This window comes from Streptomyces sp. NPDC093109 (genome assembly GCF_040701725.1).
Taxonomy (GTDB): Bacteria; Actinomycetota; Actinomycetes; order Streptomycetales; family Streptomycetaceae; genus Streptomyces.
In genome coordinates this window covers 1-20,019 of sequence record NZ_JBFBEZ010000071.1, presented here as the reverse complement: position 1 = coordinate 20,019, position 20,019 = coordinate 1, and the positions used below count along the sequence as shown (strand labels likewise).

Annotated in this window: 22 protein-coding genes; 13 read left to right on the top strand and 9 right to left on the bottom strand. The window is 70.6% G+C overall.

Translation table 11 applies throughout. The features are described from left to right. Positions 1–37: 37 nt before the first annotated feature. Positions 38–712, bottom strand: a complete 675-nt coding sequence (locus tag AB0389_RS36465) for a FadR/GntR family transcriptional regulator (RefSeq protein ID WP_366399875.1) — start codon at positions 710–712, stop codon at positions 38–40. Positions 713–844: 132 nt separating this feature from the next. Here AB0389_RS36465 and AB0389_RS36460 point away from each other — a divergent pair, with 132 nt between their 5' ends. The 4 genes from AB0389_RS36460 to AB0389_RS36445 all read left to right on the top strand — a co-directional run bounded on the left by AB0389_RS36460 (position 845) and on the right by AB0389_RS36445 (position 3,356). Beyond that, on the top strand, positions 845–2,179 hold the full coding sequence (locus AB0389_RS36460) for an MFS transporter (RefSeq protein ID WP_366399874.1): 1,335 nt from the start codon (positions 845–847) through the stop codon (positions 2,177–2,179). A gap of 4 nt (positions 2,180–2,183) precedes the next feature. Next, positions 2,184–2,300 (top strand): SGM_5486 family transporter-associated protein, encoded by a 117-nt coding sequence (locus AB0389_RS36455; RefSeq protein WP_267899034.1) that lies wholly within the window; start codon positions 2,184–2,186, stop codon positions 2,298–2,300. Positions 2,301–2,534: 234 nt separating this feature from the next. Then, positions 2,535–2,744 (top strand): hypothetical protein, encoded by a 210-nt coding sequence (locus AB0389_RS36450; RefSeq protein WP_366399873.1) that lies wholly within the window; start codon positions 2,535–2,537, stop codon positions 2,742–2,744. A 93-nt stretch (positions 2,745–2,837) separates the two neighbouring features. After that, the gene (locus tag AB0389_RS36445; RefSeq protein ID WP_366399872.1) at positions 2,838–3,356 is read left to right on the top strand and encodes a histidine phosphatase family protein; all 519 of its coding nucleotides are present in this window, start codon (positions 2,838–2,840) and stop codon (positions 3,354–3,356) included. 116 nt (positions 3,357–3,472) lie between these two features. Here the strand turns inward: AB0389_RS36445 and serB are convergent, their stop codons facing one another. Then, positions 3,473–4,705: a phosphoserine phosphatase SerB gene (gene serB / locus AB0389_RS36440; protein ID WP_366399871.1), complete on the bottom strand. Its 1,233-nt coding sequence runs from the start codon at positions 4,703–4,705 to the stop codon at positions 3,473–3,475. Between the two features lie 242 nt (positions 4,706–4,947). On the opposite strand from serB, the gene AB0389_RS36435 reads away from it, so the two are divergent. After that, positions 4,948–7,572, top strand: coding sequence for an FHA domain-containing protein (locus AB0389_RS36435; protein ID WP_366399870.1), 2,625 nt, complete (start codon positions 4,948–4,950; stop codon positions 7,570–7,572). A gap of 106 nt (positions 7,573–7,678) precedes the next feature. Here AB0389_RS36435 and AB0389_RS36430 read toward each other — a convergent pair whose 3' ends face one another. From AB0389_RS36430 to AB0389_RS36420, 3 genes are all read right to left on the bottom strand, one after another. Further along, complete coding sequence (locus AB0389_RS36430) at positions 7,679–8,389, bottom strand: transglycosylase SLT domain-containing protein (RefSeq protein ID WP_366399869.1); 711 nt, start codon at positions 8,387–8,389, stop codon at positions 7,679–7,681. A 297-nt stretch (positions 8,390–8,686) separates the two neighbouring features. Continuing rightward, positions 8,687–9,886, bottom strand: coding sequence for an S-adenosylmethionine:tRNA ribosyltransferase-isomerase (locus tag AB0389_RS36425; RefSeq protein ID WP_366399880.1), 1,200 nt, complete (start codon positions 9,884–9,886; stop codon positions 8,687–8,689). 5 nt (positions 9,887–9,891) lie between these two features. Next, positions 9,892–10,602: an SDR family oxidoreductase gene (locus tag AB0389_RS36420; protein WP_366399868.1), complete on the bottom strand. Its 711-nt coding sequence runs from the start codon at positions 10,600–10,602 to the stop codon at positions 9,892–9,894. A gap of 203 nt (positions 10,603–10,805) precedes the next feature. On the opposite strand from AB0389_RS36420, the gene AB0389_RS36415 reads away from it, so the two are divergent. The 3 genes from AB0389_RS36415 to AB0389_RS36405 all read left to right on the top strand — a co-directional run bounded on the left by AB0389_RS36415 (position 10,806) and on the right by AB0389_RS36405 (position 13,063). After that, positions 10,806–11,963, top strand: coding sequence for a GAF domain-containing sensor histidine kinase (locus tag AB0389_RS36415; RefSeq protein WP_366399867.1), 1,158 nt, complete (start codon positions 10,806–10,808; stop codon positions 11,961–11,963). Next, positions 11,956–12,600: a response regulator transcription factor gene (locus tag AB0389_RS36410; protein WP_366399866.1), complete on the top strand. Its 645-nt coding sequence runs from the start codon at positions 11,956–11,958 to the stop codon at positions 12,598–12,600. Before AB0389_RS36415 ends, AB0389_RS36410 begins: the two co-directional genes overlap by 8 nt. Before the next feature lie 214 nt (positions 12,601–12,814). Then, the gene (locus AB0389_RS36405; RefSeq protein WP_366399865.1) at positions 12,815–13,063 is read left to right on the top strand and encodes a chaplin; all 249 of its coding nucleotides are present in this window, start codon (positions 12,815–12,817) and stop codon (positions 13,061–13,063) included. Positions 13,064–13,126: 63 nt separating this feature from the next. Here the strand turns inward: AB0389_RS36405 and AB0389_RS36400 are convergent, their stop codons facing one another. Beyond that, positions 13,127–13,918 carry a hypothetical protein gene (locus AB0389_RS36400; RefSeq protein ID WP_366399864.1) on the bottom strand — a complete coding sequence of 264 codons (792 nt, stop codon included), beginning with the start codon at positions 13,916–13,918 and terminating at the stop codon, positions 13,127–13,129. Between the two features lie 127 nt (positions 13,919–14,045). On the opposite strand from AB0389_RS36400, the gene AB0389_RS36395 reads away from it, so the two are divergent. From AB0389_RS36395 to AB0389_RS36380, 4 genes are all read left to right on the top strand, one after another. Then, positions 14,046–14,837, top strand: coding sequence for an ABC transporter ATP-binding protein (locus AB0389_RS36395; protein WP_366399863.1), 792 nt, complete (start codon positions 14,046–14,048; stop codon positions 14,835–14,837). Between the two features lie 85 nt (positions 14,838–14,922). Next, positions 14,923–15,354: an NfeD family protein gene (locus AB0389_RS36390; RefSeq protein WP_366399862.1), complete on the top strand. Its 432-nt coding sequence runs from the start codon at positions 14,923–14,925 to the stop codon at positions 15,352–15,354. 135 nt (positions 15,355–15,489) lie between these two features. Then, a complete protein-coding gene (locus AB0389_RS36385; protein ID WP_366399861.1) occupies positions 15,490–16,422 on the top strand; it encodes an SPFH domain-containing protein in 933 nt (310 codons plus the stop codon). A 138-nt stretch (positions 16,423–16,560) separates the two neighbouring features. Then, a complete protein-coding gene (locus AB0389_RS36380; RefSeq protein ID WP_366399860.1) occupies positions 16,561–17,337 on the top strand; it encodes a sulfite exporter TauE/SafE family protein in 777 nt (258 codons plus the stop codon). Positions 17,338–17,359: 22 nt separating this feature from the next. On the opposite strand, the gene AB0389_RS36375 is transcribed toward AB0389_RS36380, so the two are convergent. Together AB0389_RS36375 and AB0389_RS36370 are read right to left on the bottom strand one after the other, a co-directional pair. Beyond that, complete coding sequence (locus AB0389_RS36375) at positions 17,360–17,875, bottom strand: HNH endonuclease (RefSeq protein ID WP_366399859.1); 516 nt, start codon at positions 17,873–17,875, stop codon at positions 17,360–17,362. A gap of 184 nt (positions 17,876–18,059) precedes the next feature. Next, positions 18,060–18,842 carry a sporulation protein gene (locus AB0389_RS36370; protein ID WP_366399858.1) on the bottom strand — a complete coding sequence of 261 codons (783 nt, stop codon included), beginning with the start codon at positions 18,840–18,842 and terminating at the stop codon, positions 18,060–18,062. Positions 18,843–18,948: 106 nt separating this feature from the next. Between AB0389_RS36370 and AB0389_RS36365 the strand changes: the two genes are divergently transcribed. Further along, positions 18,949–19,617, top strand: coding sequence for a DNA-3-methyladenine glycosylase (locus AB0389_RS36365; RefSeq protein WP_366399857.1), 669 nt, complete (start codon positions 18,949–18,951; stop codon positions 19,615–19,617). 91 nt (positions 19,618–19,708) lie between these two features. On the opposite strand, the gene AB0389_RS36360 is transcribed toward AB0389_RS36365, so the two are convergent. Beyond that, on the bottom strand, positions 19,709–20,019 hold a 311-nt coding region (locus AB0389_RS36360; protein ID WP_366399856.1), incomplete at its 5' end, for a hypothetical protein.

Here is a 20,019-nt window from a genome sequence, read left to right as displayed (position 1 = left end):
ACGGCCTTTTCGCGTGTGCCTCCGGCCTACGGTGCCCTCACACCCGGTCGAACCGGCAGTTCAGCGCGTGGCTCGCCGCCTCAGCCCCCGCCGTCTCCGTATCGCCGTCCCTGATCGCCGCCACCAGCCGCGCGTGATCCATGTGGTTCTCCGGCCGCAGCTCCAGCCCCACGTCCATACGGAGATGATCGTGGAGGAGATGGCCCAGGTCCGCGTAGACGGCCGTCAGCACCTCGTTGTGCGACGCCGAGACGACCGCCATGTGCAGCGCCGCGTCCGCCGCGACGAACCGGTCCGTGTCGCCCGCCGACCAGGCCGCCTCGCGCCGGGTCAGCAGCGTCTCCAGCCGGCGCGCCTCCTGGTCGGTACGGCGCTCCGCCGCCAGCCGCGCCGCCGAGGACTCCAGCGTCGAGCGCAGCTCGGCGATGTGCCGGGGATCCGCGTCGGCGAACCTCCGGTGCATGACCCCGGCCAGCTCGCTGGTCGCGGCGACATACGTTCCCGAGCCCTGCCGGATGTCCAGCAGCCCGTTGTGCGCGAGCGCGCGGACCGCCTCGCGGACGGTGTTACGGGCCACCCCGAGCTGCTCGACCAGCTCGGGCTCGGTCGGGATACGGGAGCCCACCGGCCACGCCCCCGACGTGATCTGGGTCCGCAGCTCGGCGATCACCTGATCGGAGAGTGCCGCGCGCCGGGGTGAGTTCAACGCCATGATGCTCCCATGCTCCCGTGAGTCATCCCATGATTCTATGATGGGTCCATGTCCGACGAGCCGCCATCGAAGCCCCGTTCCCAGCCGCATGCCCAGGAACCGACCCCGACCCCGACCCCGACCTCTACCCTGATGCCGACCCCGATCCGCACCCGGGGCCGGGTCGACGGCCAGGCTGACGGCCGGGGCGACGGCCAGGTCGACAACGTACAGTCGCGGCGCCCCCGGAACCGGCACACCCGACTGCTCGTCGCCGGACTCGTCCTCGCCGCGCTCAACCTCCGCCCCGCCATCACCAGCCTCGGCGCGCTCCTCGAAGAGGTACGGACCGGGCTGCACATGAGCGGCACCGCCGCCGGCGTCCTCACCTCCGTACCGCCCCTCTGCTTCGCGGCTCTCGGCTTTGCCGCACCCAGGCTGGCCAGGCGGTTCGGCCCCGGCGCCGTGGTCCTCGCGGGCATGGTCGCGATCACGGCCGGACTGGCGGCCCGCCCCTTCGCCGGCGGTACGGCCCTCTTCCTCGCCGCCAGCGCGTGCGCGCTCATGGGCATCGCCGTCAGCAACGTACTGATGCCGGTGATCGTCAAGCGGTACTTCCCCGACCGGGTCGGCACCATGACCGGGCTGTACTCCATGTCCCTCGCCCTCGGTACCGCCGGCGCCGCCGCCGTGACCGTTCCGATGACCGACGCGATGGGCGGCGGCTGGCGCCTGGGGCTCGGGGTGTGGGCGGTGCTCGCCGCCGTGGCCGTACTGCCCTGGCTCGGGCTGGTACGCGCCCCGGCCGCCGAGCCTTCCGCCGGAGCGTCCGCCACGGCGCCCGGGGGAGCCGCCGGGACAGCGGCCGAGTCCGCCGGCGCGGAGCCGGGACCCGGGCTGCGGCTCGGGCGCAGCCGTACCGCCTGGAGCCTGGCCTGCTTCTTCGGCCTCCAGGCCACCGGCGCGTACATCACCATGGGCTGGATGCCGCAGATCTTCCGCGACGCGGGAGTCTCCGCCGGTACGGCCGGGCTGCTGCTCGCGGTGACCATGGCCATGGGGGTGCCGCTGGCCTTCGTGATCCCGCGCATGGCCGCCCGGATGAGGAACCAGGGGCCGCTCGTCGTGGCCCTCGGGCTCTGCGGGCTGACCGCCTACGCGGGCCTGTACCTCGCCCCGGCCGCGGGCGCCTGGCTCTGGGCCGTGCTTCTCGGCGTCTCGAACTGCTCGTTCCCGCTGGCCCTCACCATGATCGGCATGCGCTCGCGGTCCGGCGCGGGCGTCGTACGGCTCTCCGCGTTCGCCCAGAGCTTCGGCTATCTGCTCTCCATCCCCGGGCCGCTGCTCGTCGGCGTCCTCTACCAGCACACCGGCGGCTGGGGGCTGCCGATCGCGCTGATGGCCGCGTTCCTCGTACCGCAGATGCTGGCCGGCACGATCGCGGGGCGGGACCGGACGATCGAGGACGAAGCCCTGATGCGAGACTGACGTCATGCCTGTCCTTGACCCGAATCCCCAGAACGGGCAGCGGAAGCTGCTCCTCGTCTTCGGCACGATCATCGGCATCATGGTGATCATCAGCATTGTGGCCACCATCGCCAGCCCTTGAGCCCCCGGACGAACCGCCCCTCTAGATGAACCGCGCCCTTGCCGCAAGGGGGCTGGCTCCCCGTCCCTTAGGGGGCAGGGGTCAGGGTGAAGTGGGTGGGTTGCCGGATGGGATCCGGGGGCTGTGATCCGTAGGTTTGTGAGTACCCCGACACCACGGACACACAGCTCCACGGACACACAGCTCCACGGACACCCAGCCCGACACCCAGCCCACGGACCCACGGAGGCGGCCATGGCGGCCCACCCGCACTCCCGTACCGACGCCCAGGCACCACCCTCCGGCGTCGGGATACGGCTGCCGTGGTGGTCCCTGGCCCTTCCGGCGCTCGCCTTCGGCGTGCTGTTCCTGCTGGTGGCCGAGCCCGCCCAGGCGCACGCGGCGCCGAGCGACCACGGCGTGGTGCGGATCCTGGAGCGACTTCAGGTCACTCTCGCCCGGTAGCCCGGAGCGGTGGCCCAGGAGCCGTGGCGCCGGGCGGGTGGTGCCTGTCAACACCCTGCGCCGCGTGGCGTGTTTCGTGCGAAGCTGGATCGTATGAGCGTCGATACACCCCGAAGGATCGTCCTACTCCGGCACGCGAAGGCCGACTGGCCCGAGGTGTCCGACCATGAGCGTCCGCTCGCCGACAGAGGCCGCGCGGACGCGCCCGTCGCGGGCCGCAGTCTCGCCGGGACCGGCATCGTCTTCGATCTGGCTCTCTGCTCGACCTCGCTCAGAACGCGAGAGACCTGGAAGCTCGTCGTCCCTGAGCTGACCCAGCGCCCGCGGACCGTCTACGAGGACCGGCTCTACGACGCGTCGCTCGGCGAGCTGATCGCCGTGGTCAACGAGACGCCCGACACGGTGAACGACCTGCTTCTGATCGGCCACAACCCCGGTATGCACGCGCTCGCCGACGCCCTCGCGGGCGAGGCCGAGGGCGACACCCTGAGCCGGATGAACCGGACGGGCTTCCCGACCTCCGCGTACGCCGTGATCGGCTTCACCGGTGGCTGGAAGTCGGTGGAGCACGGCGTCGGCAGGCTCGACGCGTTCTGGACTCCGCGCGGCTGACACCACCCGGTACGGGGACGGCCCCGGCACCGTATGCGCGGACGCGCGTACAGGGTGCCGGGGCCGTCCCCCGTAGTAGCGGCAGTACCGGCCGCAGCCGGTGGACCCGGTCGTCCTCAGCCGTCGACGGCGCCGTCCTCGCAGTCCGCTGCCTCGACCTCTTCCCGTGTGATGCCCAGCAGATACAGCACCGTGTCGAGGAACGGCACGTTCACCGCCGTGTGCGCGGCCTCGCGGACCACCGGCTTGGCGTTGAAGGCCACGCCAAGACCCGCCGCGTTCAGCATGTCCAGGTCATTGGCACCGTCGCCGATCGCGACGGTCTGCGCCAGCGGCACCCCCGCCTCGGCGGCGAACCGGCGCAGCAGCCGCGCCTTGCCTGCCCGGTCCACGATCTCGCCCACGACCCGCCCGGTGAACGTGCCGTCCACGATCTCCAGCGTGTTGGCAGCGGCGAAATCCAGCCCCAGCTGATCCTTGAGGGCATCGGTGACCTGGGTGAATCCGCCCGATACGACCCCCACCTGGTAGCCGAGCCGCTTGAGGGTACGGACCAGGGTGCGGGCGCCGGGCGTGAGCCGTACCTCGGCCCGTACCTTGTCCACGACCGACGCGTCGAGCCCGGCGAGCAGCTCCACCCGGGCGTGCAGGGACTGCTCGAAGTCCAGCTCTCCGCGCATGGCCCGGGCGGTCACCTCGGCCACCTCGGCCTCGCAGCCGGCGTGCGCCGCGAAGAGTTCGATGACTTCGTCCTGGATGAGGGTCGAGTCCACATCCATGACCACCAGCCGCTGGGCCCGCCGGTGCAGCCCGGCCGAGACCACCGCGACATCTATCCCGATCTGGGCGCCCGCGGTGGCCAGCGCGGTGCGCAGGGGTTCGGTCTCCACGCCGGAGACCGCGAACTCCACGGCGGTGACCGGGTACTTCGCGAGCCGGAAGATCCGGTCGATATTGCCGCCCGTCGCGGTGATGCTGGCCGCTATGGCGGCGGTCGACTCCGAGGTCAGCGGGTTGCCGAGCACGGTGACATGGGAACGGCCACTACCACGTGGCCGGTTGTCGCCGGTGCCGGAGATGATTTCGGTCTGGAGGTTGAGCGATTCGGTCCAGCTGTGCACGGTCGCCCGCAGTGCGCCCTCGCTCGTACCTTCCGTGGTCGGCGAGGTGATCAGCGCGCACAGAACGATACGACCACGAGTGACGACCTGCTCGATGTCGATCACATCGACGGAGTAGGCGGCGAGGGTGTCGAAGAGGCCGGCGGTGATTCCGGGGCGGTCCTTCCCGAAGATCTTGACCAGAAGAGTGGGGACGTCGGCGGTCCGGGGTGGCTGAGATGCGCTCATGGTGGTTCCCACCGTAGTCGGGCGGGGCTCGGATATCCGCCGAGGGTCCCGCGTACCGGACATCATGAGCGGAGGTAAAGCCGGGAACGTCCGATACGCCCCCGGCCCCGGGGCACGCGTCCGCTGCCCCTCCCCGCGCGCTGTTACACGCTTGTGCCCCTACTGCACCAGGCCCGGGTTTCAAAGAGGTGAGCGAGCCTGAAATAGTTCCCCCGATGTTCGCCATCCCTAGACTCCCTGCGATGGGGGAAACTCGGGGGAAAACAGTGGGGCGTGGAGTGCCGGAACTCGTACTTGAATTGAACGGAAGGACCTGGACACTCGATCCGTCCAGGTCGTACACCCTGGGGCGGGATCCGCAGGGTGATCTGGTGATCGATGACGCCAGAGTGTCCTGGCGGCACGCCACCATCAGCTGGGGCGGCCACGGTTGGGTCATCGAGGACCACGGTTCCACCAACGGCACCTATGCACAGGGCCAGAGGATCCAGCGGCTGGAGATCGCCGCCGGCTCGGCCGTGCACCTCGGGAACGCCACCGACGGCCCCCGGGTGAGTCTCACCGGGGGAGCCGGGGCCGGGGCCGGGGGAGCCGGAGGCGCCGGTGCGTACAGCGCGCAGGGGGCCGCCGCACCCCAGCAGGCACAGCAGGCACAGCATTCCCATCAGGCACCGGGGCCGCAGCAGCAGAGCACTCCCGGCTGGGCATCGCAGCAACAGCAGCAACAGCAGCAACAGGGACAGCAGCAAGGCCAGCAGATACCCGCTCCGCAGCACCAGGGGCAGATTCCGCACCAGCAGGCGGCCCCGGCCGCCCCGGGCGCGGGCGGTGGCGCGGCGGCCACGCCGATGTACGGCGACCGCAGCCCCACCATGTTCCACCAGTTCTCGCTGGGCCGCGTCATGCGCATCGGCCGTGCGCTGGAGAACGAGCTGGTCGTCTCCGACCTCCAGGTCTCCCGCCTCCACGCCGAGTTCACGGCCACGCCCGACGGCCGCTTCGAGATCCGCGACCTCGGCTCCCACAACGGCACGTACGTCAACGGCCAGCCGATCGCCAAGTCCGGCACCGTCCTGCTCGGCCCGAACGACATCGTCGGCGTCGGCCACTCGACGTTCCGGCTCGTCGGCGACCGCCTCGAAGAGTTCGTCGACACCGGTGAGGTCTCCTTCTCCGCCCGCCATCTCACGGTGACGGTCGACGGCGGCAAGCAGATCCTCAAGGACGTCTCCTTCGGCGTCCCCGAGAAGTCGCTGATCGCCGTCATCGGCCCGTCAGGATCCGGCAAGTCCACCCTGCTCAAGGCGCTCACCGGCTACCGCCCCGCCGACCAGGGCGATGTCCTCTACGACAACCGGAACCTCTACAAGCAGTTCGCCGAGCTGCGCCAGCGCATCGGTCTGGTCCCGCAGGACGACATCCTGCACAAGGAGCTGACCGTCAAGAAGGCCCTCAAGTACGCGGCCAAGCTCCGCTTCCCCGGCGACACCGCCGTGGCCGAGCGCGAGGCCCGGATCGGTGAGGTGCTGGGCGAGCTGAAGCTCGACGTCCACAAGGACAAGAAGATCACCTCGCTCTCCGGCGGCCAGCGCAAGCGCGTCTCCGTGGCCCTGGAGCTGCTCACCAAGCCGTCGCTGATATTCCTGGACGAGCCGACCTCCGGCCTCGACCCGGGCATGGACCGCGATGTGATGCAACTGCTGCGCGGCCTCGCCGACGACGGCCGTACGGTCCTGGTCGTCACCCACTCCGTGGCCGAGCTGGCGATCTGCGACAAGCTCCTCGTCATGGCCCCCGGCGGCTCCGTCGCGTACTTCGGCCCGCCCGAGGAGGCGCTCAACTTCTTCGGCTACACCACCTGGGCCGATGTCTTCTCGGCCTTCGAGAACTACCGCGACTACGACTGGGCCGGCCGCTGGCGCGGCTCGCAGCACTACCAGATGTACGCGGCCGACATCGACGCCGTCGCCGCGCAGTCCGTCCACATGCCGCCGGCCAAGCAGACGCGCCCGCCCAAGGCGCAGAGCTGGGGATCCCAGCTCTGGACGCTGATCCGCCGCTATGTCTCCGTGATCGCCTCCGACAAGGGCTTCATGGCGCTGCTGGTGGCGCTGCCCGCCGTACTCGGTGTGGTCAGCATCGTCATCCCGGCGACGTTCGGACTCGGCGCGCCCGTGGCACCGTCGCGGTTCAACACCGCCTCGGGCACGATCATGCTCGTACTGATCGTCGGCATGTGCTTCACCGGCGCGGCCAACTCCGTACGTGAACTGATCAAGGAACGGGTCATCTACGAACGGGAACGGGCCACCGGTCTGTCCCGCTCCGCCTATCTGATGTCCAAGGTGGTCACCCTCGGGGTGATCACCGCACTCCAGGGCGTCATCATCTGCGCCATCGGCTTCACGCCCCGGAAGATGCCCGCCGAGGGCCTGATCATGCCGCCCGCGGTCGAGCTGTGCGTGGTCGTGATCGCGCTGGGCATGACCTCGATGATGTTCGGCCTGGTCATCTCCTCGCTGGTGAAGACCTCCGAGAAGACCATGCCGCTGCTGGTCATGTTCGCGATCGTCCAGGTCGTCTTCACCGGCGTGCTCTTCCAGCTCTACGACTCGCCGGGCCTGGAGCAGTTCGCCTGGCTGATGCCGGCCCGCTGGGCCATCGCGGGCGCGGGCACGACGATCGACCTCGGACATCTGATGGCACCGTTCGACCTCAACAACCCGAACAACCTGGACCCGCTGTGGCAGCACACGGCGAGCCAGTGGGTCATCAACGTGTCGGTGCTCGTCCTCATGTCCGTCGCGCTCGGCTTCGTGGTGGCGCGGCTGCTGCGCCGCCACGAGCCGGAGGTCATGCGCAAGTGAGACCGGGCGGCGTCCGGGGCGGCCGACCCGCCGCCCGGACGCCGCCCGGATACGCCGGAGGGCGGCACCCCGCGCGGGGTGCCGCCCTTCCGTGTGTCTGCCCGGATCAGTAGGCGCTGTTGACGTTGTCCATCGATCCGTACTTGTCGGCGGCGTAGTTGCACGCGGCCACGATGTTGGCGACCGGGTTGTAGATGTCGGTCGACGTGCCCTTGACGTGGTACGCCTTGAAGGTCGGCGGGATGACCTGGAGAAGGCCCTTCGACGGGATGCCGTTCTGGGCGTTGATGTCCCAGAGGTTGATCGCCTTCGGGTTACCGCTCGACTCGCGGATGACGTTGCGGTGGATCCCGTTGTACGAGCCGGGGATGCCGTGCTTCTTCATGATCGCCAGCGACTCGCGGATCCAGCCGTCCAGGTTGTTCGGGTAGACGGGCTTGCGGATGGCGGAGCGGCTGGCGGCCGTCTTCGAGGAGCGCTTCTCGGCGTCGGCCTTGGCCTTCTCCTCGGCCTTGGTCTTGGCCTCGATCTTCTTCTGGTCCGAGGTGTCGGCCTTGGACACGACCGTGGTGTGCTGCTTGGCGATGATCGCGTGCACGGCAGAGGCCTGGGAGCCGTTCGTGGTCGTGTTCCACGCCACCTGGGAGGCGACAGCGGGCTTCGACTGCGACGTGGATCCGGCTTCGGCGGTGCCGCCGTTGCCGCCGGGGACCAGCGAGAACGTGACCGCGGCGACTCCGGCGGCGGCGACGCCGGCCATGGAAGCCTTCTGGGTCTTGTTCAGGCGACTGAGACCAGGGGTGCGTGACGAGAACATAGAGACGTACCTCTTCGAATAGCGGAAGTCGCGGAGGCCGGACGGCCAGCCTGCTCGGCGGCGACATCGGCAATTGTTAGCTGCCGCAAAATGCCCTGGCAAAGGTGTGACATACGACCCCGGGTAGTGGAGCGGGGAGCCCCCCGGATGCCCCGCCGACCACTTATCCCGTGCTCACACCCGCCTCATCCGTCGACTACCGCTGTTCGTAAGTGATCTGGGTCCTATGCCGGGCCTCACACCCGGCGGGTAACGACCTGACCATCCGTTGCTCAAGCAATGCACGCTGTGAGCGTTTTACGCCGGTCTGCCGTCCGGGTCCTCCGCCGGCAGCAGGAGATGGACGTCCCCGAACTCGTGCCAGAGGTAGCGCAGCCGCAGCGCCTCCCCGTAACCCCGGGCCAGCGCCTCCCCTCCGGCGATCGCCTCCAGCATCAGCAGATGCGACGCGCGGGGCTCGTGCAGCCCGGTCAGCAGGCCGTCCACGGCCCGCACCCCGCGCCGGGGCGTGATCACCAGGTCCGTCCACCCCGAGGCCGCCCGTACGGTCGCGTTCCCCGGGCCGGTCGCGTCCCCCGGGCCCGCCCCGTCGCCAGGGCCCGACTCAAGGCCCGCTCCGCCCCGGCCGGGCTCCGCCGCCGACTCCAGGGCCCGTACCGCCGTCGTACCGACCGCGATCACCCGGCCCCCGCCCGCCCTCACCGCGTTCACCAGCCGGGCCGTGGTCTCCGGCACCTCGAAGCGCTCCGGATACGGCGGCTCGTGGGCCTCCGTCGACGCCACCCCCGTATGCAGCGTCAGCGGCGCGAACAGCACCCCCTTGCGCACCAGCTCCGTCACCATCCGTGCCGTGAAGGGCCGCCCGGCGCTCGGCATCTCCGCCGAGCCCGCGCCGTCGGGCGACGGCAGCGCGAAGACCGTCCCGTACGCCGTGAGTGGCTGGTCCCGCTCCGTGTACGCGTACCGGATCGGCCGGCCGAAGCGGCGCAGCAGCCCCGGCACCCGGCACGAGACCCTCGCCCACCACAGCCGTGAGGCCCCGGCGGCCAGCGGCTCGTCCAGTACGAGCTGCTCCCCGCCCGGCAGCCGCACCAGCGCCCCCGCCGGACCGCCGGGGCGGGGCAGCGTGGTGCCCGCGCCGTCCCCGGTACGCGGCGCGCGCAGCTCGACCGCCCACCGCCCGTCGTCACCGAGCGTCGAGAAGTGCACCACGACCCGCGTACCCCCCAGCCGGCCGCCGACCGCCGCGGGCAGCGTGGCGGACGTATTGACCACCAGGACGTCCCCGGCCCGCAGCTGCTCCGGCAGCTCCCGGAACGCGTGGTGCGACACCCGGGTGCCCCGGGACACCAGCAGCCGTACGTCGTCCCGGCCGCTCCCGCGCTGCTCGGCCGGGACCCGGGCCGACAGCTCCTCGGGGACCCGCAGGTCCGCGAGCGCGGCCGGCGGGGCCGCGGTCGCACCGGTCCCGTACGCCGCCGCGGCCGTCGCGTCCATGCCACTCACTTCGGCCCCTCGTCCAGCAGTGCCGGCGCCGCGTACCGGCCGCTCGGCGGGCGACGCTCCAGCAGCCGCAGGAAGCCGGGCACCACCGACTCCGGGCCGGGACGCGGCTCCGGGTCGTCCGGCACGGCCGCCGCGTACAGCTCCGTCGCCATGTCGCCCGGGTCGACGGCCCACACCCGCAGCTCCGGCTCCTCGACCGCCAGCACGGCCGCCAGGTGGTCCAGCGCCGCCTTGGACGCCCCGTACCCGCCCCAGGTCTCGTACGGCTCCGCCGCCGCGTCCGAGCTCACCGCGATCACCGTGCCCGCCGCACTCGCCCGCAGCAGCGGCAGCGCCTCCCGCACCAGCCCGAGCGCCGCCACCACATTGGTCTCCAGCGCCGCCCGCAGCCCGGCCTCCGGCAGCGCCTCCAGCCGTACGAGCGGCTCCGCGCCCAGCGCGCTCGCGTTGCTCACCAGCAGGTCGAGCCCGCCGAGCCCGGTGGCCGCCGCCACCAGCGCCGCCCGGTGCGCGGCGTCCGTCACATCCCCGGTGAGCGCCACCACCCTGGTCCCTGCCGTCCCCTTCTCCCCGACCGCCCGCGCCGTCTCCTTCAGTACGGTCCCGGTCCTGGCGTCCAGCACCAGATCCCAGCCCCGCCCGGCCAGGCCCTCGGCCAGCGCCCGCCCCAGCCCCTTCGATGCCCCCGTGATGACCGCCACCGGCATGCCGCCCACTCCCCGTCCGTATCCCTGTCCCTGAATCCGCTGGATTCCTGGCCCGATACGCCCAACGTAGGAACGCGCCCGCCACCGCCGCCTCGGACGCGGGCCCCGTCCCCGCAGGGCCCTTCGGCCTAGGTCATCCGCCCCGGTCGCGGCCGGTCCCCGGCCCGATACGCACCGTCCGCCCCCGCCGGTACCGTGAGGACATGAGCCACCGCCCCCGCTCCGGCCTCGCGGCCGTGAGCACCGCACTCCTCGCGATGAGCAGGCATCTGGAAGTACACGACGTCCTCAAGACGATCGTCGTCTCCGCCCGCGAACTGCTCGACGCCGAGTACGCGGCGCTGGGCGTGCCCGACGATCACGGGGGCTTCGCCCAGTTCGTCGTCGACGGGGTCAGCGACGCACAGTGGAAGGCCATCGGCCCGCTGCCCCGCCAGCACGGCATCCTCGCCGCGATGCTCCACGAGGAGAAGCCCGAGCGCCTCGCCGACGTACGCCGCGATCCGCGCTTCGAGGGCTGGCCCAAGGCCCACCCCGAGATGTCGGACTTCCTCGGCGTGCCCGTCAGGGACGGCGACGCGACCATCGCGGCGCTCTTCCTCGCCAACAAGCGCTGCCCCCGGCCGCCGTCCTCCCGCGGCGGCGGCTGCGCGTTCACCGAGGAGGACGAGGAACTCCTCACGATCCTCGCCCAGCACGCGGCCATCGCCCTGACCAACGCCCGGCTGCACGAGCGCAGCCGCGAGCTGACCATCGCCGAGGAGCGCTCCCGGCTGGCCCACGAGCTGCACGACGCCGTCAGCCAGAAGCTCTTCTCGCTGCGGCTGACCGCCCAGGCCGCCGCCGCCCTGGTCGACCGCGACCCGGCCCGCGCCAAGGGCGAACTCCAGCAGGTCGCCGCCCTCGCCGCCGAGGCCGTCGAGGAGCTGCGCGCCGCAGTCGTCGAGCTGCGCCCCGCCGCGCTCGACGAGGACGGTCTCGTCCACACGCTCCGTGCCCAGATCCAGGTCCTTGACCGCGCCCACTCCGCCCGGGTCACCTTCGGCAGCTCGGGGGTCCGCGCGCTGCCCGCCGCCCAGGAGGAGGCGCTGCTGCGGGTGGCCCAGGAGGCCCTCCACAACGCGCTGCGCCACTCCGCCGGCGACCGCGTCGAGGTCACCCTGGCGCGCCGGGGCCCGGGCGCGGTCCTCAGCGTCACCGACAACGGCACGGGCTTCGAACCACGTACGGTCCGCCGCGCGGGCCGCCATCTGGGGCTGGTCTCGATGCGGGACCGGGCGAGCGGAGTGGGCGGCAGACTCAGGGTGCTCTCGGCGCCCGGCCGGGGCACGACGATCGAGATGGAGGTGCCGGGTGGCTGACAAGACGATCCGGGTGCTGCTCGTGGACGACCACCAGGTCGTCAGGCGGGGGCTGCGGACGTTCCTGGAGATCCAGGACGACATAGAAGTGGTCGGCGAGGCCGCCGACGGCGCCGAGGGCGTCGCGCGTACGGAGGAGCTGCGCCCCGACGTCGTCCTGATGGACATCAAGATGCCCGGCACCGACGGCATCCAGGCGCTGCGCCAGCTCCGGGAGCTGGCGAACCCGGCCCGGGTGCTGATCGTCACCAGCTTCACCGAGCAGCGCACCGTCGTCCCCGCCCTGCGTGCCGGGGCGTGCGGTTACGTGTACAAGGACGTCGACCCCGAGGCGCTGGCCGGCGCGATCCGTTCCGTACACGCGGGGCATGTGCTGCTCCAGCCGGAGGTCGCGGGCGCGCTGCTCGCCCAGGACCCGGCGGGCGGCGGCACAGGCCGGGGCACCACCCTCACCGAGCGCGAGCGCGAGGTGCTCGGCCTGATCGCGGACGGCCGCTCGAACCGGGAGATCGCCCGTGCGCTGGTGCTCTCGGAGAAGACCGTCAAGACCCATGTGTCGAACATCCTGATGAAGCTGGACCTCTCGGACCGTACGCAGGCGGCGCTCTGGGCCGTCCGGCACGGGATGACCACGTGACCACCTGACCACCTGACTGCTGACCCTGACCGCCTGCCGCCCGCCGTCCCTGATCACCTGCCCCGGCTATTCATACTTCTGATCAGAGATTCATACGGTCGTGTGTATGTCACCCATACGGCGTATCCGACCGGTCGGGCGGCCGTTCTCCATGGAGTGCCGCGGTGATCCGCCGCGGCCATTGATCACGCGATTCACGATTGAGGAACACTCCATGAAGATTGCCAAGAAGGCCGCCCTGGTCGTCGTCACCGCCGGTCTCGCGGCGGGCGCCTCCGCCGGTGCCGCGTTCGCCACCACCGGCGGCGCCCACGCCGGCGGCACGGCCGAGCACTCCCCGGGCGTCGCCTCCGGCAACCTGATCCAGGTCCCGGTGCACATCCCGGTCAACCTCACCGGCAACACCATCAACGTGATCGGCCTGCTGAACCCGGCGTTCGGCAACACGTCGACGAACTTCTAGGTCACCCCGCGGCAGCGGGCAAGGCGGGCAGCGGACCCGCCCGCCTTGCCCGCTGCCGCCGCCTCACGGCGCGTCGCGTCGCTCCCGCTCCTCCACATACGCGTTGTACGCCGCCACCAGCGCCCGCCGCGCGCACCGTTCCACCGGACGCAGCGCCTCGTGCCGCGCCGCCATCTCCGCCGCGCTCACCGCGCCGCCGTGCCCGTGCTCGTACGCCAGTGAGACCAGCAGCCCGATCCGCTGCGCCAGCTCAAGCACCCGGACCGCCCGCGGCGGGTAGCCGGGCGCCAGCACCTCCCGTCCCCGCTCCGACCGGGCCCGGTACGCGTCGAGCGCCGCCTCCGCCACCGGCCCGGACGCCGCCACGTCGAGCCGGGACAGCACCTCCGTCGCGTCCCGCAGCGCCTCGGCCAGCTCCCGCTCCGCCTCACCGAGCGAGGGCACGTCCGCCGGCGGCGCCTCCCGTACCGGCAGACAGTGCCAGCGCACCTCCACATGCAGATCCCCGTCGGGACCCACCGCCGACACCTCGGGCACCAGCCCGTACGGCGCTCCCGTGGCCACCACGGCCTCCCCGGCGTCCAGCGCGCGGGCGTTGAACTCCGGCGGACCGCTGAGCCCCAGCGGATGCCCGGGCGCGGGCAGCGCCACCCGGAATCCGGTCACCCCGAGCGCCCGCAGCCGCCCCAGCGCCAGCGTCAGCCCGACCGGCCCGGTCTCGCCCGGCAGCCCCTCCACCCGGTGCGACGCGTCCTGGCCCACCACGGCGAGCGCGGCGTCGTCCGGCGATACGAAACCGGCCAAAAGGGCATTTCCCCAAGCGGCCAGCAATCCTGAGCGTGGTTGCGAAAGCATGGCCCCAGCCTAGGGAACGGACCTCGGGGCCGGACCACTCGACCGGTGGCGTAGGTTTTCTCCTGGGGGCCGTGCCTACAGGCGCACCCAAGACCTCAAGACGATTGCATGGGGAGACAACGCGCTCATGAGCGATGTACTGGAGCTGGTGGACGTATCCGTGGTCCGCGACGGACGCGCTCTGGTGGACGATGTCTCCTGGTCGGTGAAGGAGGGGGAGCGCTGGGTGATCCTCGGCCCCAACGGCGCCGGCAAGACCACCATGCTCAACCTCGCCTCCAGCTACCTCTTCCCGACCAACGGCGGCGTCACCATCCTCGGTGAGCGGCTCGGCAAGGTGGACGTCTTCGACCTCCGCCCGCGCATCGGCATGGCGGGCATCGCGATGGCCGAGAAGCTGCCCAAGCGCCAGACTGTCCTCCAGACCGTCCTGACGGCCGCGTACGGCATGACCGCCACCTGGCACGAGGACTACGACGCCGTCGACGAACAGCGCGCCCGCGCCTTCCTCGACCGCCTCGGCATGACCGAGTTCCTGAACCGCCGCTTCGGCACCCTCTCCGAGGGGGAGCGCAAGCGCACCCTGATCGCCCGCGCGATGATGACCGACCCCGAACTGCTGCTCCTGGACGAGCCCGCCGCCGGACTCGACCTCGGTGGCCGCGAGGACCTGGTGCGCCGGCTCGGCAGGCTCGCCCGCGACCCGTACGCCCCCTCCATGATCATGGTCACCCACCATGTCGAGGAGATCGCGCCCGGCTTCACCCACGTCCTCATGATCCGGCAGGGCAAGGTCCTCGCCGCCGGCCCCATGGAGACGGAACTGACCTCCCGCAACCTGTCGCTCTGCTTCGGACTCCCGCTCCTCGTCGAGCGGAACGGCGAGCGCTGGACCGCGCACGGACTCCCGCTCGGCTGACCCGGCCCCTCCGGCACCGAACTGCCGCTCCGCCGGACCGATATGACCCCTGTCGGGAGACGGGCCCCCGCCCTACCATGGACATGTGGAAATCGACGCGTGGGTGTGGTGGCTGATCGGGGCCGTCGGACTGGGTATTCCGCTCGTCATCACGGCGATGCCCGAGTTCGGCATGTTCTCCGCCGGAGCGGTGGCGGCCGCGATCACGGCGGCGCTGGGCGGCGGTGTGGTGGCCCAGGTCCTGGTGTTCGTGGTGGTGTCCGTCGCGCTCATAGCCGTAGTACGGCCGTACGCGGCCCGGCAGCGCAACGCGGCCCCCGCCGGCGCGGCCACCGGCATCGACGCGCTGAAGGGCCGTCAGGCGGTCGTCCTGGAACGGGTGGACCGCGCCGGTGGCCGGATCAAGCTGGCCGGCGAGATCTGGTCCGCGCGCAGTTACGACGAGGAGAACGCGTTCGAACCCGGCCAGAAGGTCGATGTGGTCGAGATCGACGGAGCGACGGCGATCGTCATGTGAGCCGTCGTGAGGTGATCCGACGTCACAAACGACTACGTCATGTGAGACAACCCGGCCGAACGGTCACCAAGTTGGCCCCAGGTCTGAGAAACTCGATCATCGGAACATCCGGCAGCGAAGGGCCCGAGGAACGCGATGCCAGCAATCATCATCGTCCTGGTCATCCTGGTGGTGCTTGTATTCATCGCCCTGATCAAGACCATCCAGGTCATCCCCCAGGCGAGCGCCGCCATCGTGGAGCGGTTCGGCCGCTACACACGCACTCTCAACGCGGGCCTGAACATCGTGGTCCCGTTCATCGACTCCATCCGTAACCGCATCGACCTCCGCGAGCAGGTCGTGCCGTTCCCGCCCCAGCCGGTGATCACCCAGGACAACCTGGTCGTCAACATCGACACCGTCATCTACTACCAGGTGACCGACGCCAGGGCGGCGACGTACGAAGTCGCCAGCTACATCCAGGCGATCGAACAGCTCACCGTCACCACCCTGCGCAACATCATCGGTGGCATGGACCTGGAGCGCACCCTCACCTCCCGCGAGGAGATCAACGCGGCCCTGCGCGGCGTCCTCGACGAGGCGACCGGCAAGTGGGGCATCCGCGTCAACCGCGTCGAGCTGAAGGCGATCGAACCGCCCACCTCCATCCAGGACTCGATGGAGAAGCAGATGCGCGCCGACCGTGACAAGCGCGCCGCGATCCTCACCGCGGAAGGTACGCGGCAGGCCGCCATCCTCACCGCGGAAGGCGAGAAGCAGTCCCAGATCCTGCGCGCCGAGGGTGAGGCCAAGGCCGCGGCCCTGCGCGCCGAGGGTGAGGCCCAGGCCATCCGTACGGTCTTCGAGTCCATCCACGCCGGCGACCCGGACCAGAAGCTCCTCGCCTACCAGTACCTCCAGATGCTCCCCAAGATCGCCGAAGGCGACGCCAACAAGCTCTGGATCGTGCCCAGCGAGATCGGCGACGCCCTCAAGGGACTCAGCGGAGCGTTCGACAACCTCGGCGGCGGCATGCCCGGCTTCAACACCGGCAACAAAGAGCGCCGGCAGAACCCGCCGCTCGACTGATCCCGCCGCTCGACCGATCCGGCCGGTCGACCGATCCGGCCGGTGGCCGCCGCGGCCCGGCCCGGCCACCGTCGGGATCGGCCACACCTTCGGGCATGATCGGTGCAACCAGCACCGATCTCCGAAGGGCAACACACCGTGACCATCTGGGAGATGCTCGCCGTCTTCGCGGCGGGCATCAGCGCCGGCACGATCAACACCATCGTCGGCTCCGGCACGCTGATCACCTTCCCCGTCCTCCTCGCGACGGGTCTCCCACCGGTCACCGCCACGGTCTCCAACGCCCTCGGCCTGATACCCGGTTCGATCAGCGGCGCCATCGGCTACCGCGCCGAACTCACCGGACAGCGCGACCGCATCCTGCGCCTCAGCGGCGCCGCGCTCATCGGCGGATTCACGGGCGCGACCCTGCTGCTGCTCCTGCCGTCGTCGGCCTTCGAGACGATCGTGCCCGTCCTGGTCACCCTCGCACTCGTCCTGGTGATCATCCAGCCCCGGCTGGCCGCCGCCGTCCAGGCCCGCCGCGAACGCACCGGCACCAGCGCCCGCCCCCACGGCGGACCCCTCCTGCTCACCGGGATCCTGTGCGCCAGCGTCTACGGCGGCTACTTCACGGCGGCCCAGGGAATCATCTACCTCTCCCTCATGGGCATGCTGATCGACGACACCCTGCAACGCCTCAACGCCGTCAAGAACGTCCTCGCCGCCGTCGTCAACAGCGTCGCCGCGCTCTTCTTCCTCTTCGTCGCCGACTTCGACTGGACGGCCGTCGTCCTCATCGCCGTCGGATCCGCGCTGGGCGGCCAGCTCGGAGCCAAGGTCGGCCGCAAGCTGCCGCCCACCGCGCTGCGCGCGCTCGTCGTGGTGGTCGGTGTGGTCGCCATCGTGCAGCTGCTCGTCCGCAGATACGGCTGAGCGCTACGCGGGATACGGCTGACTACGCGACGGCCGGCCGTATCCCGGCCAGCCAGTGCGGCAGCTCCGTCCGCTCACCGGCCCGCAGCGACAGCAGCATCGCGTCGGCCGGCGACGGCACGAACGGCTGGAACAGCAGCGGCATCCCCGCCTGCTCCGGCGTACGGTCCGCCTTGCGGTGGTTGTCCTCCGCACACGAAGCGACCGTATTCAGCCAGCTGTCCCCGCCGCCCCGCGACCTCGGCACCACATGGTCCACGGTCGAGGCGCGCCCACCGCAGTACGCGCACCGGTGCTGGTCCCGTATCAGGACTCCACGCCGCGACCATGGCGCGTGTCTTCGGAAGGGCACCCGGACGAACCGGCAGAGCCTGATCACCCGGGGCACCGGCAGCTCCACGGCGGCGGCCCGCACCCGGAGACCGGGGTGGGCCTGCTCGACCACGGCCTTGTCCTGGAGCACCAGCACCACCGCACGGTTGAGTGTCACCGTCGACAGCGGCTCGAAGCTCGCATTCAGCACCAGTGTGTCCCGCATAACGCCCACCTCCCGTGTGCCGACCCGCCGCACGACGGGCTTGGATCAACTCTGGCCGGGCGCGCCGAGGGGGACAACACAATAAAAAATGCCCTGCCCTGATCTCTCCAAGACCAGGGCAGGGCAAACAAAAGGCGAACGTCCGGCTACGTGGCAGCCCGCCGGCTTGCCGGGAGGGGTGGGGCTAGAACCAGTTGCGCCGGCCGCCGACCTCGGCGAGCCACTGGTGGAGATACCCGGACCAGTCCGTGCCCTGGAAGTCGTGGAGCCCCATCTGGAACGTCCGGAACGAGTCGCTGCCCTCGGTGAACAGACCCGGCTTCTTGTCCATCTCCAGAATCACGTCCATCTCCCGGTCGTCCGCGACGAACGTCAGCTCGACCTGGTTCAGCCCGCGGTACTGCTCCGGCGCGTAGAACTCGATCTCCTGGTAGAACGGCAGCCGCTGCCGCGTCCCCTGGATGTGCCCGCGCTCCATGTCCGCGCTCTTGAACCGGAACCCCAGGTGGGTGAAGGCGTCCAGGATCGCCTGCTGCGCCGGCAGCGGATGGACGTGGATCGCGTCCAGGTCGCTGTTGTCCAGCGCCCGCGCGATGTCCAGGTCGGTGGTCACCCCGACATGCATCCCGCGCAGCTGCTGGCCCTCGATGGTGGTGATCGGCGTCTCCCAGGGAATCTCCAGGCCGAACGGGATCACATGGGCCGCGCCCGCCTCCACCTCGAAGGCGCCGCCGAGGCTCAGGGTGGTGAAGTCGATGTCCTGCTTGACCTCCTGGTCACCGCCCTCGACCTCGACCCGCGCCCGGAGCCCGACCGTCAGCCCCTGGATCTGCTGGTTCACCGAGCCGCCCGTCAGCCGTACCTCACCCTGGACGACGCCGCCGGGTACGACGTTCGGCTCGGTCAGTTCGGTCTCGACGGTCGCACCGCCGGCGCCGAGGCTCGCGAGCAGCTTCTTGAAGCCCATGTGTTCACTCCTTCTCACGGTCCCCCTGTTGGCAGGGGAACCGCTGGGTCCTGACGGTGTATACGCGCCCTGACCGTAACCGGTTCCACCGGTACGCTCGTACGTCATGACCGCGAGCCCCGACCGTCCCGCCCGCCCCGACCGGGCGCCGCTGCCCCGGGAGTTCTTCGACCGTCCGGTCCTCGATGTCGCCCCCGATCTCCTGGGCCGCACGCTGGTACGGATCACGGACGACGGCCCCGTCGAACTCCGGCTCACCGAGGTCGAGGCGTACGCGGGCGAGATCGACCCGGGGTCCCACGCCTTCCGGGGCCGCACGGCCCGCAACGCGGTGATGTTCGGACCGCCCGGCCACGCCTACGTTTACTTCACCTACGGCATGTGGCACTGCCTCAACCTGGTGTGCGGACCGGAGGGGACGGCGAGCGGGGTACTGCTCAGGGGCGGGGAGATCCTTGTGGGCGCGGACCACACCCGTAAACGTCGGCTTTCGGCCCGCCACGACAGAGAACTCGCCAAAGGCCCGGCCCGCCTGGCCACCGCCCTCGACGTCGACCGCGCGCTGAACGGCACCGACGTCTGCGCCGGCCCCGGCGAACCCCTGTCGATCCTCACGGGCACCCCTGTTCCCAAAACCCAGGTCCGCACCGGTCCCCGTACGGGAGTCGCCGGCTCGGGCGGCGACGGCACCCGCCACCCCTGGCGCTTCTGGATCGACGGCGACCCGTCGGTCAGTCCGTACCGGGCCCATGTCCCGCGCTGCCGCCGAACTTGACTCGTCCGGCACGTACGCCTAACGTAGCCCGAGCCGCTTTCAACGGAGCCTGCTGTTCAGCAGCCTCCGCAGCGGCCACCCACTACTCAGCTCACACCCTTACGGGTATGGCTTTCGGCATGCCGAAAACCGTATTCACCGGCTCGATTATGAGGCGGACGAGGATTCGGCTAAAGTAGTGAACACGCCGAAAGGCAAAGGCCAATCCAAAGGCCATCGGAATTCTGAAAGCGAAGTAAAAAACCGCCAACAGAGTCTGATAGAGTCGGAAACGCAAGACGGAAACAGAGAAACACCGAAGGGAAAGCGCCCGGAGGAAAGCCCCAGAAAATGTTCTGCGGGTGAGTACAAAGGAAGCGTCCGTTCCTTGAGAACTCAACAGCGTGCCAAAAGTCAACGCCA

Coding starts and splice junctions, on each gene's coding strand:
- AB0389_RS36450 (WP_366399873.1), top strand. CDS start 2,535: ATGGCGGCCCACCCGCACTCCCGTACCGACGCCCAGGCACCACCCTCC.
- AB0389_RS36445 (WP_366399872.1), top strand. CDS start 2,838: ATGAGCGTCGATACACCCCGAAGGATCGTCCTACTCCGGCACGCGAAG.
- serB (WP_366399871.1), bottom strand. CDS start 4,705: ATGAGCGCATCTCAGCCACCCCGGACCGCCGACGTCCCCACTCTTCTG.
- AB0389_RS36385 (WP_366399861.1), top strand. CDS start 15,490: ATGCCAGCAATCATCATCGTCCTGGTCATCCTGGTGGTGCTTGTATTC.
- AB0389_RS36430 (WP_366399869.1), bottom strand. CDS start 8,389: ATGTTCTCGTCACGCACCCCTGGTCTCAGTCGCCTGAACAAGACCCAG.
- AB0389_RS36455 (WP_267899034.1), top strand. CDS start 2,184: ATGCCTGTCCTTGACCCGAATCCCCAGAACGGGCAGCGGAAGCTGCTC.
- AB0389_RS36435 (WP_366399870.1), top strand. CDS start 4,948: ATGGGGGAAACTCGGGGGAAAACAGTGGGGCGTGGAGTGCCGGAACTC.
- AB0389_RS36425 (WP_366399880.1), bottom strand. CDS start 9,886: ATGGACGCGACGGCCGCGGCGGCGTACGGGACCGGTGCGACCGCGGCC.
- AB0389_RS36400 (WP_366399864.1), bottom strand. CDS start 13,918: ATGCTTTCGCAACCACGCTCAGGATTGCTGGCCGCTTGGGGAAATGCC.
- AB0389_RS36365 (WP_366399857.1), top strand. CDS start 18,949: ATGACCGCGAGCCCCGACCGTCCCGCCCGCCCCGACCGGGCGCCGCTG.
- AB0389_RS36465 (WP_366399875.1), bottom strand. CDS start 712: ATGGCGTTGAACTCACCCCGGCGCGCGGCACTCTCCGATCAGGTGATC.
- AB0389_RS36415 (WP_366399867.1), top strand. CDS start 10,806: ATGAGCCACCGCCCCCGCTCCGGCCTCGCGGCCGTGAGCACCGCACTC.
- AB0389_RS36460 (WP_366399874.1), top strand. CDS start 845: ATGCCGACCCCGATCCGCACCCGGGGCCGGGTCGACGGCCAGGCTGAC.
- AB0389_RS36375 (WP_366399859.1), bottom strand. CDS start 17,875: ATGCGGGACACACTGGTGCTGAATGCGAGCTTCGAGCCGCTGTCGACG.
- AB0389_RS36395 (WP_366399863.1), top strand. CDS start 14,046: ATGAGCGATGTACTGGAGCTGGTGGACGTATCCGTGGTCCGCGACGGA.
- AB0389_RS36420 (WP_366399868.1), bottom strand. CDS start 10,602: ATGCCGGTGGCGGTCATCACGGGGGCATCGAAGGGGCTGGGGCGGGCG.
- AB0389_RS36370 (WP_366399858.1), bottom strand. CDS start 18,842: ATGGGCTTCAAGAAGCTGCTCGCGAGCCTCGGCGCCGGCGGTGCGACC.
- AB0389_RS36405 (WP_366399865.1), top strand. CDS start 12,815: ATGAAGATTGCCAAGAAGGCCGCCCTGGTCGTCGTCACCGCCGGTCTC.